Origin of the sequence: Corallococcus sicarius (assembly GCF_003611735.1) — a bacterium.
GTDB classification, from domain to species: domain Bacteria; phylum Myxococcota; class Myxococcia; order Myxococcales; family Myxococcaceae; genus Corallococcus; species Corallococcus sicarius.
Genome location: NZ_RAWG01000215.1, coordinates 1 through 16,396, shown reverse-complemented (window position 1 = coordinate 16,396; position 16,396 = coordinate 1). Strand labels below are relative to the sequence as shown.

Sequence of the window (16,396 nt, the reverse complement as noted above, 5' to 3'; positions counted from 1 at the left end):
CGTCGCCGCGCGGGCTGATGAGGACGTGGGACAGATGGAGGTACGTGTCCAGGTCCAACCCGCGGCGCACCTTCGGGTGGCCCTTGCGCACCACGCAGACGAAGTCCTCGGTGAACAGCTTCTGCTGACGCAGGCCGGGCCCGGACTCCACCGGCGGCGTGACGACGGTCAGGTCCACCTCGCCGCTCTCCATGAGTGCGGGGTAGGTGTTGGACTCCACGTGCCGCACGGACAGGTCCACCCCGGGCGCCTCGCGGCCCAGCAGCTCCAGCGCGGACGGCAGCAGCACGGAGCCGAAGTAGTCGCGCGTGGCCACGGTGAAGCGGCGCGTCGCCGTGGCGGGCTCGAAGGCGGGCTCGCTGCGCAGGGCGCGCTGCAGCTCCGCCAGCCCCCGCCGCAGCGGCGCGGTGAGCTGCTCCGCGCGCGGCGTCAGCACCATGCCGCCCCGGCCCCGGATGAGGAGCGCGTCGCCCAAAAGCTCCCGCAGCTGCGCCAGCGCATGGCTCATCGCGGACTGGGTGAGGCCCACGCGGGCGGCGGCGCGGGTGACGTGCGACTCCTGCAGCAGCGCGTCCAGCGCCACCAGCAGGTTGAGGTTGATGCCGGCCAGGTCCACGTCTTCAGGAACGGGCGTCCGGGTTTCATGCAGGCGGCGCATGTCCACATGCATAGCATGCAGTGGCCTCATGAAGGGCGTGGGGGCACTGTTGCGCCATCTCGCTGTCGCTGGAGGCACTCCATGTCCATCGTCATCAACACCCCGAATGGCAACATCGGTCGTCCCCTTGTCCAGAAGCTCCTGGGCCAGGGCCGCAAGGTCACCATCATCTCCCGCAGCCCGGAGAAGGTGGCGGACCTGGTGAAGCAGGGCGCGAAGCTGGTGCAGGGCTCCATCGAGGACAAGGCCACGCTGGACGCGGCGCTGAATGGCGCGGAGGCGCTGTTCTGGCTGTCGCCTCCTCCCACCCAGCCGGACTTCGTCACCTGGGCGGCGAACGTGGCGCAGCAGGCGGCGGCGTCGGTGAAGGCGCACGGCGTGAAGCGCGTGGTGGTGCTCTCCAGCGTGGGCGCGCAGAACGGCCCCGGCAGCGGCCCGGTGTCCGCGCTCAAGCCGGTGGAGGAGGCCTTCAAGGCGGTGGCCCCGAACGTCACCTCGCTGCGCGCGGGCTTCTTCATGGAGAACTTCCTGCGCGACGTGCACGGCCTCGCCAAGGCGGGCCACATCTACAACGCCACGCCGCCGGAGAAGACGTTCCCGATGGTGGCCGTGGCGGACATCGCGAACAAGGCGGCGGAGGTGCTGACCGACGCGTCGTGGACGGGCCACCGCAACCTGGGCGTGCATGGGCCCAGGGACATCACCTACCCGGAGGCCGCGGCCATCCTGACGCAGGTGCTGGGGCAGCCCGTGAAGTACGTGCAGGTCGGCCTGGAGGACCTGAGAAGCGGCATGAAGGGCGCGGGCCTGCCGGCGTGGATGGCGGATGCGTTCACGGAGATGTACGGCGCCGTCAAGGACGGCCGCATGGACGCAGCCGAGCCCCGCTCGAAGGAGACCACCACGCCCACCACGCTGGCGGAGTTCGCGGCCACCGTGCTCAAGCCGGTGGTGGAGCAGGCGCGGGCGTCGTAGGCCCGCGCCGGGATGTCGCCCGGTGGAAGGGGGGGACGGAGGGACGGGCGATGCGCCGTCCTCCTCCCGCCAACTGGTGCAGGATGGGGACTGACCGGAGATTGAACCGGAAAACCCTCACCCCTTCCTGAAGAGAGCGCCATGGACGAGCAGCGCCCCGCGAGGCCCCCGGGCCGGACCGACCCCTCCATCGACCTGCTCCGCCAGCGCACGCGTCAGCCGCTGGAGGTCCTCTTCTCCCCCCGCAGCGTCGCGGTGGTGGGGGCGAGCGAGCGCCCCGGCAGCGTGGGGCGCACGGTGCTGTGGAACCTCATCAGCAGCCCGTTCGGCGGCACCGTCTATCCCATCAACCCCAAGCGCCCCAACGTGCTGGGCATCAAGGCGTGGCCCTCCCTGCGCGCCCTGCCGGAGCCGGTGGACCTGGCCGTCATCGTCACGCCCGCGGCCTCCGTGCCGGACGTCATCCGCGAGTGCGCGGAGGTGGGCGTCAAGGGCGCCATCATCATCTCCGCGGGCTTCAAGGAGACCGGCCCCGAGGGCGTGAAGCTGGAGCAGGAGGTGCTGAGAATCGCGCAGGCCGCGAACCTGCGCATCATCGGGCCCAACTGCCTGGGCGTGATGCGGCCCACGGGCGGCTTCAACGCGACGTTCGCCCGGGGCATGGCGCGGCCCGGCAACGTGGCCTTCATCAGCCAGTCCGGCGCGCTGCTCACCTCCATCCTGGACTGGAGCCTGCGCGAGTCCGTGGGCTTCAGCGCCTTCGTGTCCGTGGGCTCCATGCTGGACGTGGGGTGGGGCGACCTCATCGACTACCTCGCCGATGATCCGATGACGCGCTCCATCCTGCTGTACATGGAGTCCATCGGTGACGCGCGCGCCTTCCTGTCCGCCGCGCGGGAGGTGGCCCTCACCAAGCCCATCATCGTCATCAAGGCGGGCCGCACCGCGCAGGCCGCGCAGGCCGCCGCGTCGCACACCGGCACGCTCGCCGGCAGCGACGAGGTGCTGAGCGCCGCGTTCCGCCGCGCGGGCGTGCTGCGCGTGGACTCCATCGAGGACCTGTTCCACATGGCGGAGGTGCTCGCCCGCCAGCCCCGGCCCTCCGGCCGCAGGCTCACGCTGCTCACCAACGCGGGCGGCCCCGCCGTGCTCGCCACCGACGCGCTCGTCGCCGGAGGCGGGGAGCTGGCCGTGCTGTCGGACGCCACCCGCGCGCAGCTGGACGCGTTCCTGCCGCCGCCGTGGAGCCACAGCAACCCGGTGGACATCCTCGGGGACGCGGACGCGGAGCGCTACGCGAAGACGCTGGAGTTGACGGGCGCGGATCCGAACAGCGACGGCCTGCTCGTCATCCTCACCCCGCAGGACATGACGGAGCCCACCCAGACGGCGGACCGCCTCAAGGCCTACGCGAAGCTGCCCGGCAAGCCCGTGCTCGCGAGCTGGATGGGCGGCTCCGAGGTGGCCGCGGGCGAGCGCATCCTCAACGACGCGGGCATCCCGACCTTCGGCTACCCGGACACCGCGGCCCGCGTCTTCAACTACATGTGGCGCTACGCGGACAACATCGCGGGCCTCTACGAAACGCCCACCCTGGCCGAGGAGCCCACCGGCGGAGGCCGCGACGTGGCGCGCGCCCTGGTGGACGAGGCCCGCGCCCAGGGCCGCACCCTGCTGTCCGAATACGAGTCCAAGCGCCTGCTGGCCGCCTACGGCATCCCCACCGTGGAGACGCAGCTCGCCGCGTCCGAGGACGAAGCGGTGGCGCGGGCCCGCGCGCTGGGCTTCCCCGTGGTGCTCAAGCTTCACTCGTTCACGGTGACGCACAAGACGGACGTGAACGGCGTGCAGCTCAACCTGCGCGACGAGGACCAGGTGCGCTCCGCTTACCGCGCCATCCGCGACGGGCTCGCGCAGCGGGGACTGTCCGCCGGGTTCGACGGCGTCACCGTGCAGCCCATGGAGAAGCTGGACGGCTATGAGCTCATCGTGGGCAGCAGCCTGGACGCGCAGTTCGGACCGGTGCTGCTCTTCGGCGCGGGCGGCACGCTCGTGGAGGTGTTCCAGGACCGGGCCCTGGGCCTGCCGCCCCTCAACACCACGCTGGCGCGGCGGATGATGGAGCGCACGCGCATCCACCACGCGCTCAAGGGCGTGCGGGGGCGCGCCCCCGTGGACCTGGCCGCGCTGGAGCGGCTGATGGTGCGCTTCAGCCAGCTGGTGGTGGAGCAGCCCTTCATCCGCGAGCTGGACATCAACCCGCTGCTCGTCTCCGCTGAGCGCATCATCGCCCTGGATGCCCGCGTGGTGCTGCACCCGCGGGAGGCCACCGCCGCGTCGCTGCCCCGGCTCGCCATCGAACCGTATCCGCAGCAGTACGTGAAGGTCTTCACGCTGAAGAACGGCGAGTCGCTCACCCTGCGGCCCATCCGTCCGGAGGACGAGCCCGCCATGGGACGCTTCCACCAGGCGCTGTCCGAACAGACGGTGTTCCTGCGCTACGCGGGCCTGATGAAGCTGAGCCAGCGCGTGGCGCACGAGCGGCTGGCGCGCATCTGCTTCAACGACTACGCGCGGGAGCTGGCGCTCGTCGCGGAAAGGCGCGCACCGGACGGGAAGGGTGAGGGAGAAATCCTGGCGGTGGGCCGGCTCACGCGCCTGCGGGGCTCGAAGGACGCGGAGTTCGCCATCACCGTCAGCGACACCGTGCAGCGCCAGGGGCTGGGCGAGGAACTGCTGCGGCGGCTGGTGGAGGTGGGCCAGGACTGGGGCCTGCAACGCATTGTCGCGGACATCCTCACGCGCAACCGCGGCATGCAGGCCGTCAGCCGGAAGCTGGGCTTCAGCATCCTCGAGAACGAGGAGCTGGCCCCGGACATGGTCAAGGCCGTGAAGGTGGTCGGCTGACCGTGCCCGGGGCTTGAAGCCCTACGGCACTACACGTCGTCGCAGGGCGTGCCCAGCCGCGCGCCCGTGTAGACGCCCAGCTCGTTGTAGATGAAGGGCAGGTTGTCCCCCACGGGCACCGCGCGCAGCTTCTGGCGCTTGCTCTTCACCACCCAGAAGGCCTCCTCGCGGTCCACCACGAGGCGCAGGTCGCCGCCCTGGGTGGAGAAGATCTCCCCCTGCGAGTCGGTGACGACGTTGAGCATCTTCTGCGGCTTCACCTGGCCGCGCTGGCCCGTGAAGATGCGGAAGCTCTTGTTGTCCGCGCCGATGCCGCGCTCCACCAGGTAGTACGTGCCCTTGTCGTCCCGCAGGAGCTTGTAGGGCTGGAACTTCATGGGGCTGGTGGCGAAGGTGGACTTGCGCACCAGCTCCTTCACCTTGTCCGCCGCCAGGGGCTGCTGGGGCAGGCTGCGGTCGCCGCAGCTGAGCGTGCACGTCTTGCCGTCCTCGCTGAGCACCAGGCGCGAAATCACCCGGTAGTCCACGCCGCGGAAGTTGTCGTTGGCCTTGGGGTTGAAGAAGCGGGGCTCGAAGAAGTCCGCCTGCGTCTCGCTGTAGGTGCTGACGGCCGGCACCTCCACGAACGTCTTGCCATCCCCGTAGAAGAGCTGACCTTCCGTCTCCGGGCTGTGGGGGACGACGACGGTGTAGTGACCCTTGCCGTCCGTGCACACCCGGGTGGACTCCAGCACCATGCGGTCGCGCAGGCGCTTCTCCTGCCCCCAGGGCGGATCCAACGCGAGCGCGGCTTGCGGGGCGAGGACGAACCCCAGGGCGATGACCATGTGTCGAAGGGACATGTGTTGGGCTCCGGCCTAGAGGTTTTCGGTGAAGAAGGTGGTGGTGGCTTCGGGCTGGAGCGTCTCGCCCGACTTCACGGACCAGATGACCTTCTGCGCTTCCAGCTTCAGCGCGGGCGCGGCTTCCACCCGGCACTCCACCGTCTGGACCTTCTGCTGGATGGTGCGCTTCGCCTCTTCGGAGCGGCCGCACAGCTTCTGCAGCGACTCCAGCGGGCCCGCGCAGTAGCTGGGGATGGACAGCTCGTTGAGGACCGGATCCGGAATGGAGTCCCACGCGATGGTCGCCGACAGCTTCGTGCCGCACGCGGTGTTCGCCTCGGCCACGGTGGCGCCCAGCTCCTTCTCCGCCTGGGTCACCCAGAACTTCCGGTCGAACGGGAGGAAGGGCTTCAGCTCGCCGTCCGCCTCCGCCTCCTGGTAGCGCTCGAAAACCTTCTCCACCTTCAGCGCCGCGGTGCGGCCCGTGTCCGGCTTCAGGTGCGTGTAGCCCGTGGCGCCCACGGGGCTGAGGATGAGGTCCTCGTAGCCGCCCCGGTCATGCACGGTGACGAAGCGCTGCGAGCGGCCGCGCCACTGCGTCCAGTAGCCGGTGCCGCGATCCCGATCCACGCTGGCGACGACGACCTTGCCGTCCAGCTCGCTCTTCGTGCCGTTGAACTCGACCAGCGCCTTCTTCGCGTCCGCGGGCTCCAGCGGGATGATGGTCACCTGCTCGCCGGCCTCGTTGGAATACACCTTGCCCGTCAGGGGCTTGGTGCCCGCGATGGCGCTGTCGGGCCGCACGCCCCGGGAACACCCCAGGGACAAGGCCACGACGCTCACTGCCAATAGAACTCTCACAGGGACTCCTTGAATGGTGGCGCACGCGTGCTGGCTGCTGCGCGCCAGGGACGACCTCTCAGAGGTCGATTTCGTACTGACGACAGTATTGTCGGACCTTGGGACGCTCCGTTGCCGGCACCCGGGTCCATTGGGCCCGCGCATTCGCCAGGTCGCGCTGCTGGCAGTACACGCGGGTGAGGAGCGCGAACGACGCGCCCGTAATCTGGGTGCGCTGGCTGCGCCGGATGTGACGCAGCGCCTCCGAAGCGTTCTGTGCGGCCAGCGACTGCTCCGCCGCCGCCAGGTCCTCGCGGACGCTCTGCGGCAGCTTCTCCGAGGACCGCGCCGGCCTGTCCCTGGTGACGACGGAGGACTCGGCGGGCGTCGGGTTCTTTTCGACGGGGGTGGGCTCCGCCGCGACGGGGTCCACCGGCTGCGCGACGGGATCGACGGGCTTCTTCAGCTCCGCGGGCGGCGGCGGCGGCGCCACGACAGCCGGAGGCGGGGTGGCCACCGGGAGCGGGGTCGCGGGCACCGGGTTCGCGGCCACGGCGGAGGAAGCCGTCCCCGCGCCGCGCCAGAAGAAGGCGGTGGTGAAGGCCGCGATGACGACGACGCCCACGGCGACGCCCACCAGCCACTTCGGCCGTGAGCGGGACAGCGGCTGCGCGGGCAGGGACTCCGTGCGGGGCCCCGCGGCGGAGGCGGGCCCCTCCTGGAGGGCGTGGGGGCGCATGCCCACGGTGGCGATGTGCTCCTCCGAGGGCCCCGGCGTGGGCACCGGTTCGACGTGCGCGGGCGGCGCGACGGTGGGCACCCGCACGGGCTGCGCCACCGAGAGCGTCTGGAGCGGGCTGCCCGTCAGGTCCAGGATGAACGCGCCCACGTCCGGGTAGCGGTCCGCGGGACGCTTCGCCATCGCGCGGGCGATGGCCGTCACCACGTGCGCAGGGGTGCCGGGCGCGAGCGACAGCAGCGGCTCCGGCTCCACGTGGACGATTTGATAGATGAGCTCCGCGACGTTGTCGCCGGAGTAGGGCGGCCGGCCGGCGATCATCTCGTAGACCATGCAGCCGAACGCGAAGAGGTCCGTCCGCGCGTCCACGTCGCTGTTGTGGCCCATGGCCTGCTCGGGCGCCATGTACTGCGGCGTCCCCATCAGCACCGAGTCCAGCGTCTGCACCGTGCGCGAGTCGATGAGCTTGGAGATGCCGAAGTCGAGCAGCTTCACGCGCTCGCCCACCACGCCGCCCGCCTCCGTGGGGACCAGCACGACGTTGCCCGGCTTCAGGTCGCGGTGCACCACGCCCGCGCGGTGCGCCGCCTGGAGCGCCGCGCCCATCTGCCGGGCGATGGAGAAGACGTCCTCCAGCGGGAGCTGCTTCTGCCGCCGCAGCCTGCGCGACAGGCTCTCCCCGCGCAGGTACTCCATCACCATGAAGGGCGTGCCGTCCTCCAGGGTGTCGAAGTCCAGCACCTCCACGATGTTGGGGTGCCCCAGCCGGGAGGCGATCTCCGCCTCGCGCCGGAAGCGCACCGCCACCTCCGGCGACAGGGACTCCGCGCCGTGCAGCACCTTGATGGCGACCTGCTTGCCCGGCAGGCGCAGGTGGCGGGCCAGGAAGACCGCCCCCATCCCGCCGCGTCCCAGCACGGTGCCAATCTCGTACGTGGCGCGGAGGATGCGCCCCGTGGTCAGCGGTTCGGACTGCGCGGAGGTGGGCTCGGTCGGCTTTTGCATCGGCGGTTCTTTTTCCTACTAAACCGGGCCGACATGATTGGAAAGCACCTGGGTCGCTTCCTCCCCCCCAGGTCGGGTGCGCGGAGCCGACTCCCAGGTTCTGAGAGTCTGAGCCTCCCTTTCCGGGTTGTGCGCAAGCCCGGCCGCTACGGCGCGGTCGGGGCCAGGAGCCGTGTCTGGATCTCCTCGGCCTCCTGCACGTGCTGCTGCACCTGCTGCCGCTCGGCCTGGACCTCCTGCGTCAGGGCCGGCAGCGTGACCTGGGGACCCAGGAGGCTGTCGCCGATGAAGGCGGTGCGGGCGTGCGCGTTGAGCTGCGCGCTCATCAGGGCCAGGTCGAACGCGGCTCCCTGGGGCGCCTCGGGTCCCTGCAGGAGGGTCAGCAGCTGCTGCACCTCCGTCTGCAATTGCAGGCTGAGGGGGCTGTCCTCGGGCGTGATGCCCTGGGCCTGCAACAGCGCATCCAGCCGCTGCTTCGCGGCGGTGTGCTCGACCACCATCTGGGCGTTGTAATCGCGGGTGGCGGTGTCGGTGGCCAGGGGCCCGCCGAACTGCGCGAGCAGCACCTCGCCCTCGTTCGCGACCTGCAACACGCGCGCGATCTGGGCGTCCGTGAGCGTGGGCGCGGGGCCCGCGTCGACGTCTCCCCCGGTGATCTGCTGCGTGCCCCCTGGCTCGACGATGACGCTCTCGTTGCTGCACCCGGGCGCCACGGCCACGGCCATCCCGCCCGCCAACATCATCCCCACCATGAACCGTGCGACCCGCATGCCCGTCTCCCCCTTGAATTGACGCGGTGGGGAGGATGGGGAGCGGCCCCGGACGTGACCACCCAGCCCTTCAGGCATTGCCGCTGTGGGACAGGGCACAGGCGCCGTCTCCAGGCGGACAGGAGGCCGCCTGCTCCCGCCTGCTCTCGTCCACCCCGCGCGATTTTTCGCGGTGGCCCGCGCGCCAACCCCTAGAGTCGCCCTTGATGAGTGCTCAATCCGACGCCCACGCCCCGCTCGCCGCCCTGCTGCCGAAGCCCGGCGAGCCCCCTCTCGACGCCGATGAGATCCTCAACCGCTTCGTGGGTTACGTGGCCACCAACGGGCTGAGCCTGTACTCCGCCCAGGAGGAGGCCATCCTGGAGCTCTTGAGCAACAAGCACCTGTTCCTCAAGACGCCCACCGGCTCCGGCAAGTCGCTGGTCGCGATGGCGCTGCACTTCAAGGCCATGGCCGAGGGCAAGGTGTCGTTCTACACGTGCCCCATCAAGGCGCTGGTGAACGAGAAGTTCTTCCAGCTCTCCAAGGCATTCGGCCCGCAGAACGTGGGCATGCTCACGGGCGACGCGAGCATCAACCGCGAGGCGCCCATCCTCTGCTGCACGGCGGAGATCCTCGCGAACCTCGCGCTGCGTGACGCCTCCGCGCGCGTGGACGCGGTGGTGATGGACGAGTTCCACTACTACTCCGACAAGGAGCGCGGCACCGCCTGGCAGATCCCGCTGCTGGCCCTGCCCCAGACGCAGTTCCTCCTGATGTCCGCCACGCTGGGCGACACGCACGTCATCGAGCAGAGCCTGGAGCAGCTCACCGGCCGCGAGGTCGCCACGGTGCGCAGCTCCGAGCGCCCGGTGCCGCTCGACTTCGACTACCGCGAGGCGGCGCTGCACGAGACCATCCAGGACCTCATCGCGCGCGGGAAGTACCCCGTGTACCTGGTGAACTTCACGCAGCGGGCCGCGGCGGAGCAGGCGCAGAACCTGATGTCCGTGGACTTCAACACCAAGGAGGAGAAGGAGGAGCTGCGTCAGGCCCTGATGGACGCGCCCTTCGACACACCCTACGGCAAGGACTTCCAGCGCTTCCTGCGCCACGGCATCGGGATGCACCACGCGGGCCTGCTGCCCAAGTACCGGTTGCTGGTGGAGAAGCTGGCGCAGCAGGGCCTGCTCAAGGTCATCAGCGGCACGGACACGCTGGGCGTGGGCGTGAACATCCCCATCCGCACGGTGCTCTTCACGCAGCTGTTCAAGTTCAACGGCGAGAAGCTGACGACGCTGAGCGTGCGCGACTTCAAGCAGATCTCCGGACGCGCGGGCCGCAAGGGCTTCGACACCGAGGGCAGCGTGGTGGCGCAGGCGCCCGAGTACGTCGTGGAGAACATCAAGCAGGCGGCGAAGGAGGCCGCCGGCAAGAAGAAGACGCCCAAGGCGAAGCCGCCGCAGAAGGGCTTCGTGCAGTACGACAAGAACACCTTCGAGCGGCTCCAGAACGGCATGCCGGAGCCCCTGGAGTCCCGCTTCGAGGTGAGCCACGGCCTGCTGCTCAACCTGCTGCAGAGCGACAAGACGGAGGGCAGCGGCGGCTACAAGCGGCTGGTGCAGCTGGTGCGCCGCTCGCACAGCTCCGACTACACGAAGAAGAAGCTCCTGAAGGACGCGGCGGTGTACTTCCGCACGCTGAAGGAGGCGGGCATCGTCCAGGTGGTGCAGTGGGAGGGCCGCTCCTCGACGGTGGAGGTGGCGGGCGAGCTGCAGCGCGACTTCAGCCTCAACCACACGCTGTCGCTGTACCTGCACGAGACGCTGGAGCTGTTGGACCCGGCGCTGGAGACGTACGCGCTGGACGTCGTCACGCTGGTGGAGTCCATCCTGGAGAACCCGGACGTGGTGCTCTACGCGCAGCTGCACCAGCTCAAGGGCGAGAAGATCCAGGAGATGAAGGCGCAGGGCATCGAGTACGACGACCGGATGGCGGAGCTGGAGAAGCTCGAGTGGCACAAGCCCAACCGCGAGTTCATCTACGGGACGTTCAATGCCTTCGCGCGCAAGCACCCGTGGGTGGGCGAGGAGAACATCCGGCCCAAGTCCATCGTGCGCGACATGTTCGAGCGCTTCATGTCCTTCCACGACTACGTGCGCGAGTACGGCCTGCAGCGCAGCGAGGGCGTGCTCCTGCGCTACGTGGGGGACGTCTACAAGTCGCTCGCGCAGACGGTGCCGGAGAAGTTCCGCAACGAGGAGGTGGACGACATCATCGACCACCTCCGCGCGACGCTGCGTCAGGTGGACTCCAGCCTCCTGGACGAGTGGGAGCGGATGAAGAACCCGGACGCGCCGCTCGAGGCGAAGCCGGTGGTGGACTTGAAGCCCAAGGAGCTCACCGAGGACCCCAAGGCCTTCGCCGCGCGCGTGCGCGAGGAGCTGCACCGGCTGCTGCGCGCGCTGGGCCAGCGCCGCTACCTGGACGCGCTGGGCATGTTGGACAACGCCCTGGGCGAGTGGACCGCGCCGAAGCTGGAGCAGGCGATGGCGCCGTACTTCGAGGAGCACAAGATGGTCGTGCTCACGCCCCAGGCGCGCAAGCCGGCCAACACCCAGCTCAAGGAGTCCGGCACCCGGCAGTGGGAGGCCCAGCAGCGCATCATGGACCCGGAGGGCCACGGGGACTGGGTCATCGACTGTGAGATTGATCTGCGCGGCCGCCGCATGGACGACGGCCCCATCCTGATGCTGCGCCGCATTGGCGGCATGAGCGCGTGGACCTGAGCGGCTGAAGTCCGCTCACTGTCAGCGCTGCGGGGGGCCGGGTTCCCGGGCCGCCGCGCGCACGGTGAGCGCCGCCGCGTCCACCTCCGCGAGGATGCGGCGCGCGTGCTGGAGCAGGGCCTCGCCGGTGGGCAACAGGCGCATGCCGCGCGGGATGCGTTCGAAGAGGGGCGTGCCCAGTTCGTCCTCCAGCGCGAGGATGTGACGGCTGAGCGGCGGCTGGGTGAGGTGGAGCCGGCGCGCGGCCCGGCCCACGTGGCCCTCTTCGGCCACCGCGATGAAGGACTGGAGGTGCGTGATGCTCACGTCCCCAGACTAGCGCGGGGCGGGCACCGGGTGCACGCGGCGGGACGATGCCAGAACAGCATTGGACGTTCGGACGGGGGCGCAGGCACCTTGGCCGCCATGGGCATTCCTCTCTTCAAGGGCACCGAGGTTGAACGGCTGAGGCTCGCGGGGCGCGCGGCGGCGGGCACGCTGGCGCACGTCGCTGGCAGGCTCCAGCCGGGCGTGGCGACGGCGGACATCGACGCGTGGGTTCGCGCGGACACGGCGCAGCGGGGCGGCACCCCCAGCCAGCTGGGCTACAAGGGGTTCCCCGCCACGGTGTGCACCAGCCGCAACCACGTGGTGTGCCATGGCATCCCGCGCCCGGACGAGCGCCTGGCGCCCGGTGACATCGTCAACGTGGACGTGACGACGTGCCTGGATGGCTTCCACGGCGACACGTCCGCCACGTTCCTCATTGGCGAGGTGTCCTCCGACGCGAAGCACGTGGTGGACGTGGCGCGGCGGTGCCGGGACGCGGGCGTGGCGGTGGTGCGGCACGGCGCGCGGCTGGGGGACATTGGCGCGGCGGTGATGGCGCTGGCGAAGGCGGAGGGGTGCAGCGTGGTGGAGGAGTTCGGCGGCCACGGCATCGGCCGGCAGATGCACGGCCCGCCGCACGTGCCCCACGTGGCGAAGGCGGGGACGGGCATCACGCTGCGCTCGGGGATGGTGCTCACCATCGAGCCCATGGTGAACCTGGGGCGCCCGGAGATCCGGATCCTCCCGGACGGCTGGACGGTGGTGACAGCGGACGGCAGCCTGTCCGCCCAGTTCGAGCACACCGTGCTGGTGACGCGTGACGGCTGCGAGGTGCTGACCCCTGGCGGGTGTTGAGAAGGGGGCGCTTGCGTCCGGCTGTCCGGCTGCCCGGTCGCGGGAAGGGCGGTTCTCGTTGGCAGCGTCGGGGCCGGTGGTAATTTGCCGACCATGAAGAAGATCCTGGTCGCGCTCCTCGTGCTCATCGTCCTGGCGGTCGCGGGCGTGGGCGGGGCGTTCTTTTACATGCAGAAGGCCGTCACGACGCCGCACGCCTCGGGGGATCCCGCCCCGAAGGAGTTCATCGTGAAGAAGGGGGCGTCGGCGCGCTCCCTGGGCCAGCAGTTGCAAAGCCAGGGCTTCCTGGCCGACGCCCGCGTGTGGCGCTTCCACCTCTGGCGCCGCGGCAACCTCAACGTGAAGGCCGGCCGCTTCCTCCTCAGCCCGACGGCTTCCGTGGAGCAGCTGGCCACCGCGCTGGAGGGGCAGCCGCTGCCGGAGGACGTGCCCTTCGCGATGATTGAAGGCTGGCGCCTGCGCGACACCGACCAGGTGCTCGCCGCCCAGGGGCTGATCAAGCCGGGCGAGTACATCGCCGCGGCCAGCCGCTCGGAGCGCTACACGGCGCCGTTCCCGCTGCCCACCCGCGGCCTGGAGGGCTACCTCTACCCGGAGACGTACGGCATCATCGCCGAGGGCTTCCGCGTGGAGTCCTTCATCCAGCGGCAGGTCGACACCTTCCGCGCGCGCTTCTACGACGCGCACGCGGCGGAGATCGCGAAGAGCGGCCGGACGCTGCACGAGCTCGTCATCATGGCGTCCATGCTGGAGCGCGAGGAGCCCGTGCCCGCGCAGCGCCCGCTCGTGGCCGGCATCCTCTGGAAGCGCGTGGACAAGGGCGTCCCCCTGGGCGTGGACGCGACGAGCCGCTACGAACTCCCCGAGTGGAACGACCGCAAGGCGTTCCTCAAGCGGCTGCGCGACAACCAGGATCCGTGGAACTCGCGCACCCGCGCCGGCCTGCCGCCCGGGCCCATTGGGGCGCCGACGGTGGACTCGCTGCTCGCCGCGCTGCGCCCGGTGAAGAGTGACTTCTGGTACTACCTCCATGATGCGAAGAAGACACTGCACCCTTCTCGCAACGCGCAGGAACACGAAGCGCTTCGGGCCAAGTACAACGTGTACTGAGCCCACGCGATGACGTCCTCCCAGCCGGATCCCAGCCTTTCCCTCTCCGCGCCGGCTTCCGACACGGAGGCCGCGCTCCGCGAGGAGCTGGCGACCCTGCGTGACGAGGCCGAGCGACTCCGCGTGCTGCTCGGGACGGCGGCCCAGGTCGTCTGGACCACGCGCGCACGCCCCGACACGAACCCTGTCTCCCCGTCCTGGACGGCCTTCACCGGACAGGCGCCGGAGGCGATGCGCAACCGGGGCTGGTTGCAGGCCCTGCACCCGGACGACCGGGGCCCGACGTTGGCGGCCTGGGAGCGCGCCACCGCGACGAGCATGCGCTTCGAAGCGCGCTACCGGTTGCGCCGCGCCGACGGTGCATACGTGTGGATGCTCGCGCGGGGCATGCCCGTGTTGGAGCCGGGCGGCGACGTGCGCGAGTGGGTGGGCTCCTGCATCGACATCCACACCCAGTGCCTGGCGGAGGAGCGGGCCGCGTTCCTCGCGCGGGCCGGGGAGCTGTTCGCGTCGTCGCTGGATGCCTCCGCGACGCTGGCCTCGCTCGCGAACCTGTCGGTGTCGGCGGTCGCGGACTGGTGCATCGTGGATCTGCACCTCCCGGGCGGCCACTACCAGCGGGTCCAGGTGGTGGCGGCGGATCCGTCCCTGGCCCCGCTCGCGAGCGCGGTGCGGGAGCTGAATCCCATGCCCCGCACGAATCCCGTCTACCCGCCCGCAGTGGCGCTGGCGACCGGCCAGTCCACCATGGTGCCGGAGGCCACGGACGCGATGCTGGAGGCGGTGGCGCAGGATCCGCATCACCTGGTGATGATGCGAAAGCTGGGGCTCCGCTCGTTGATGACCGTGCCGATGCTGGCGCGCGGCAACATCCTGGGGGCGCTGACGTTCCTCATCACCACCTCCCCGCGCCGCTATGGCGACGAGGACCTGAAGTTCGCGCAGGAGCTGGCGAACCAGGCGGCGCTGGCAGTGGACAACGCGCGGCTGCTCCAGGACGCGCGTGACGCCGTCCGCCTGCGCGACGAGTTCCTGTCCGTCGCGAGCCACGAGTTGAAGACGCCGCTGACGCCGCTGAGCCTGAAGCTCCAGGCGCTCTCGCGCGCGGTGAGGGCTCACCCGGATTCGCCGCTCGTGCCGGCCATCGAGTCCCACGTGGAGACGGGGCACCGGCAGGTCCGCAGGCTCACGGAGCTGATGAACGACCTGCTGGACGTGTCCCGCATCAGCGCCGGCACCTTCAGCCTGCAGCGGGAGGACGTGGACCTCGCGGCCGTGGTGCGTGAGGTGTGCGAACAGTTCGCGCCGCGCTTCGCGCTGGAGCACTGCGACTTCACGGTGGAGATCCCGGACGCGGTGCAGGGCTCGTTCGACCGCACGCGGCTGGCGCAGGTGTTGGATCACCTCCTGGACAACGCCCTCAAGTACGGCGCCGGCACGCCGGTGTCCGTGCGGCTCACGGTGGACGGCACCGTGGCGCGCCTCCGGGTGCGTGACGGGGGCATTGGCATCGCGCCGGAGCAGCGGCCCCGCCTCTTCGAGCGCTACGGACGCGCGGTGTCCGAGCGCCACTACGGCGGCCTGGGCCTGGGGCTCTACCTCACCCGCACCATCGTGGAGGCCGAGGGCGGGCGCGTGTCCCTGGAGAGCCGCCTGGGCGAGGGTGCGACGTTCGAGGTGCAGCTGCCGCTCGCGCGCCCCTGAGCGCTACGGGCCGCCCGCGCCGGGCGGCGCTGGCGACTTCTGGAACATCTCCGCGAGGATGCGCTCGGCCGCGTCCGCGAGCAGGTCCCTGGCCATGCGGGTCTCCTCGCCGAAGATGCCGCTGGACGTGCGCGCGTCCAGCACGTGCGTGGCGAGCAGGGCGAAGGCCGCGGACTCGTCGAACGTGGCCTCGGACGACAGGACGCGCTTGCCCGGCGAATGCTCCTCCTCGTGGAAGCGGCCTTCCCAGGTATCGCCCAGGGTGACGGAGAAGTACTGCGTCGCCACGTTGCCGGGGCGCGACATGTGCGAGGCGGCGACCACCGCCCGGAGCTGTTCGCGCTCGGCGGGGAACATCTGCTGTCTCCACGCTTCAACGGAGGCGTGCATGGTCTCGATTTGATCTCTCGCCGCGTCCTCGGCGTTCTTCAGCAGGTCCGGCACCTGGGCGTGGATGAACGCGGCGAGCTCCTCATCCGCCACGCGGTTCGCGGCCAGCACGCGGTCCACCAGCGCCAGCGACGCGTCCAGCATGCGGTGTTGCCGGGCCAGGGCCTCGGTGGGGAGCCCCCGGGCGGCGAAGCTTCCGGAGGCGGCGGTGATGAGTCCCCGCAGGGTGGTGAGGCGCACGCGGGTGTCGTCGTCGAGCGCGTCCTTGCGGCCCGCGAGCAGCACGTAGAGGGCGAGCGGGACGTGGGTGACGACCTTGTACTCGTGGTAGCGCCGGGTGCGGGACGGGGCCTCGAAGCGCTGGCCTCCCTTGCGCAGGATGAGCACGTCGTCGATCTGCGCGATGACCGGCCCCATGCTCGACAGCATGGCGTCGCGGCGCGCGGCGTAGGCGTCGCGGAACGCCTGGTTGAGCACGGAGAGCGGATCCGTAGGCTCCAGCGCCACGGTGCGGGCGACCTCGGACGGAGGGGTGGGGGGAG

The 16,396-nt window shown here is 70.5% G+C and carries 13 protein-coding genes; 6 read left to right on the top strand and 7 right to left on the bottom strand.

Annotation, left to right across the window (positions count from 1 at the left end; all coding sequences use genetic code 11):
- Positions 1 to 658 (bottom strand): LysR family transcriptional regulator (locus tag D7X12_RS27915; RefSeq protein ID WP_244224821.1); only part of this gene is annotated, 658 nt, incomplete at its 3' end.
- Positions 659 to 739: 81 nt separating this feature from the next.
- On the opposite strand from D7X12_RS27915, the gene D7X12_RS27910 reads away from it, so the two are divergent.
- Positions 740 to 1,633 carry an NmrA family NAD(P)-binding protein gene (locus D7X12_RS27910; protein WP_120628310.1) on the top strand — a complete coding sequence of 298 codons (894 nt, stop codon included), beginning with the start codon at positions 740 to 742 and terminating at the stop codon, positions 1,631 to 1,633.
- A 141-nt stretch (positions 1,634 to 1,774) separates the two neighbouring features.
- Positions 1,775 to 4,540, top strand: a complete 2,766-nt coding sequence (locus tag D7X12_RS27905) for a bifunctional acetate--CoA ligase family protein/GNAT family N-acetyltransferase (RefSeq protein WP_120628309.1) — start codon at positions 1,775 to 1,777, stop codon at positions 4,538 to 4,540.
- 29 nt (positions 4,541 to 4,569) lie between these two features.
- On the opposite strand, the gene D7X12_RS27900 is transcribed toward D7X12_RS27905, so the two are convergent.
- From D7X12_RS27900 to D7X12_RS27885, 4 genes are all read right to left on the bottom strand, one after another.
- A complete protein-coding gene (locus D7X12_RS27900; protein WP_244224820.1) occupies positions 4,570 to 5,382 on the bottom strand; it encodes a hypothetical protein in 813 nt (270 codons plus the stop codon).
- 15 nt (positions 5,383 to 5,397) lie between these two features.
- The gene (locus D7X12_RS27895) at positions 5,398 to 6,207 is read right to left on the bottom strand and encodes a hypothetical protein (RefSeq protein WP_120628307.1); all 810 of its coding nucleotides are present in this window, start codon (positions 6,205 to 6,207) and stop codon (positions 5,398 to 5,400) included.
- 76 nt (positions 6,208 to 6,283) lie between these two features.
- The gene (locus tag D7X12_RS27890; RefSeq protein WP_120628306.1) at positions 6,284 to 7,948 is read right to left on the bottom strand and encodes a serine/threonine-protein kinase; all 1,665 of its coding nucleotides are present in this window, start codon (positions 7,946 to 7,948) and stop codon (positions 6,284 to 6,286) included.
- 146 nt (positions 7,949 to 8,094) lie between these two features.
- Positions 8,095 to 8,718: a DUF4142 domain-containing protein gene (locus D7X12_RS27885; RefSeq protein ID WP_120628305.1), complete on the bottom strand. Its 624-nt coding sequence runs from the start codon at positions 8,716 to 8,718 to the stop codon at positions 8,095 to 8,097.
- A gap of 206 nt (positions 8,719 to 8,924) precedes the next feature.
- Here D7X12_RS27885 and D7X12_RS27880 point away from each other — a divergent pair, with 206 nt between their 5' ends.
- A complete protein-coding gene (locus D7X12_RS27880; RefSeq protein WP_120628304.1) occupies positions 8,925 to 11,486 on the top strand; it encodes a DEAD/DEAH box helicase in 2,562 nt (853 codons plus the stop codon).
- Positions 11,487 to 11,507: 21 nt separating this feature from the next.
- On the opposite strand, the gene D7X12_RS27875 is transcribed toward D7X12_RS27880, so the two are convergent.
- Positions 11,508 to 11,792: a LysR family transcriptional regulator gene (locus D7X12_RS27875; protein ID WP_120628303.1), complete on the bottom strand. Its 285-nt coding sequence runs from the start codon at positions 11,790 to 11,792 to the stop codon at positions 11,508 to 11,510.
- 99 nt (positions 11,793 to 11,891) lie between these two features.
- Between D7X12_RS27875 and map the strand changes: the two genes are divergently transcribed.
- The 3 genes from map (at position 11,892) to D7X12_RS27860 (ending at position 15,464) form a co-directional block, all read left to right on the top strand.
- On the top strand, positions 11,892 to 12,650 hold the full coding sequence (gene map, locus D7X12_RS27870) for a type I methionyl aminopeptidase (protein WP_120628302.1): 759 nt from the start codon (positions 11,892 to 11,894) through the stop codon (positions 12,648 to 12,650).
- 93 nt (positions 12,651 to 12,743) lie between these two features.
- Complete coding sequence (gene mltG / locus D7X12_RS27865; protein ID WP_120628301.1) at positions 12,744 to 13,760, top strand: endolytic transglycosylase MltG; 1,017 nt, start codon at positions 12,744 to 12,746, stop codon at positions 13,758 to 13,760.
- A gap of 9 nt (positions 13,761 to 13,769) precedes the next feature.
- Positions 13,770 to 15,464: a sensor histidine kinase gene (locus D7X12_RS27860; protein ID WP_120628300.1), complete on the top strand. Its 1,695-nt coding sequence runs from the start codon at positions 13,770 to 13,772 to the stop codon at positions 15,462 to 15,464.
- Between the two features lie 3 nt (positions 15,465 to 15,467).
- Here D7X12_RS27860 and D7X12_RS27855 read toward each other — a convergent pair.
- The coding region (locus D7X12_RS27855) for a hypothetical protein (protein WP_244224819.1) at positions 15,468 to 16,396 on the bottom strand (929 nt) is incomplete at its 5' end.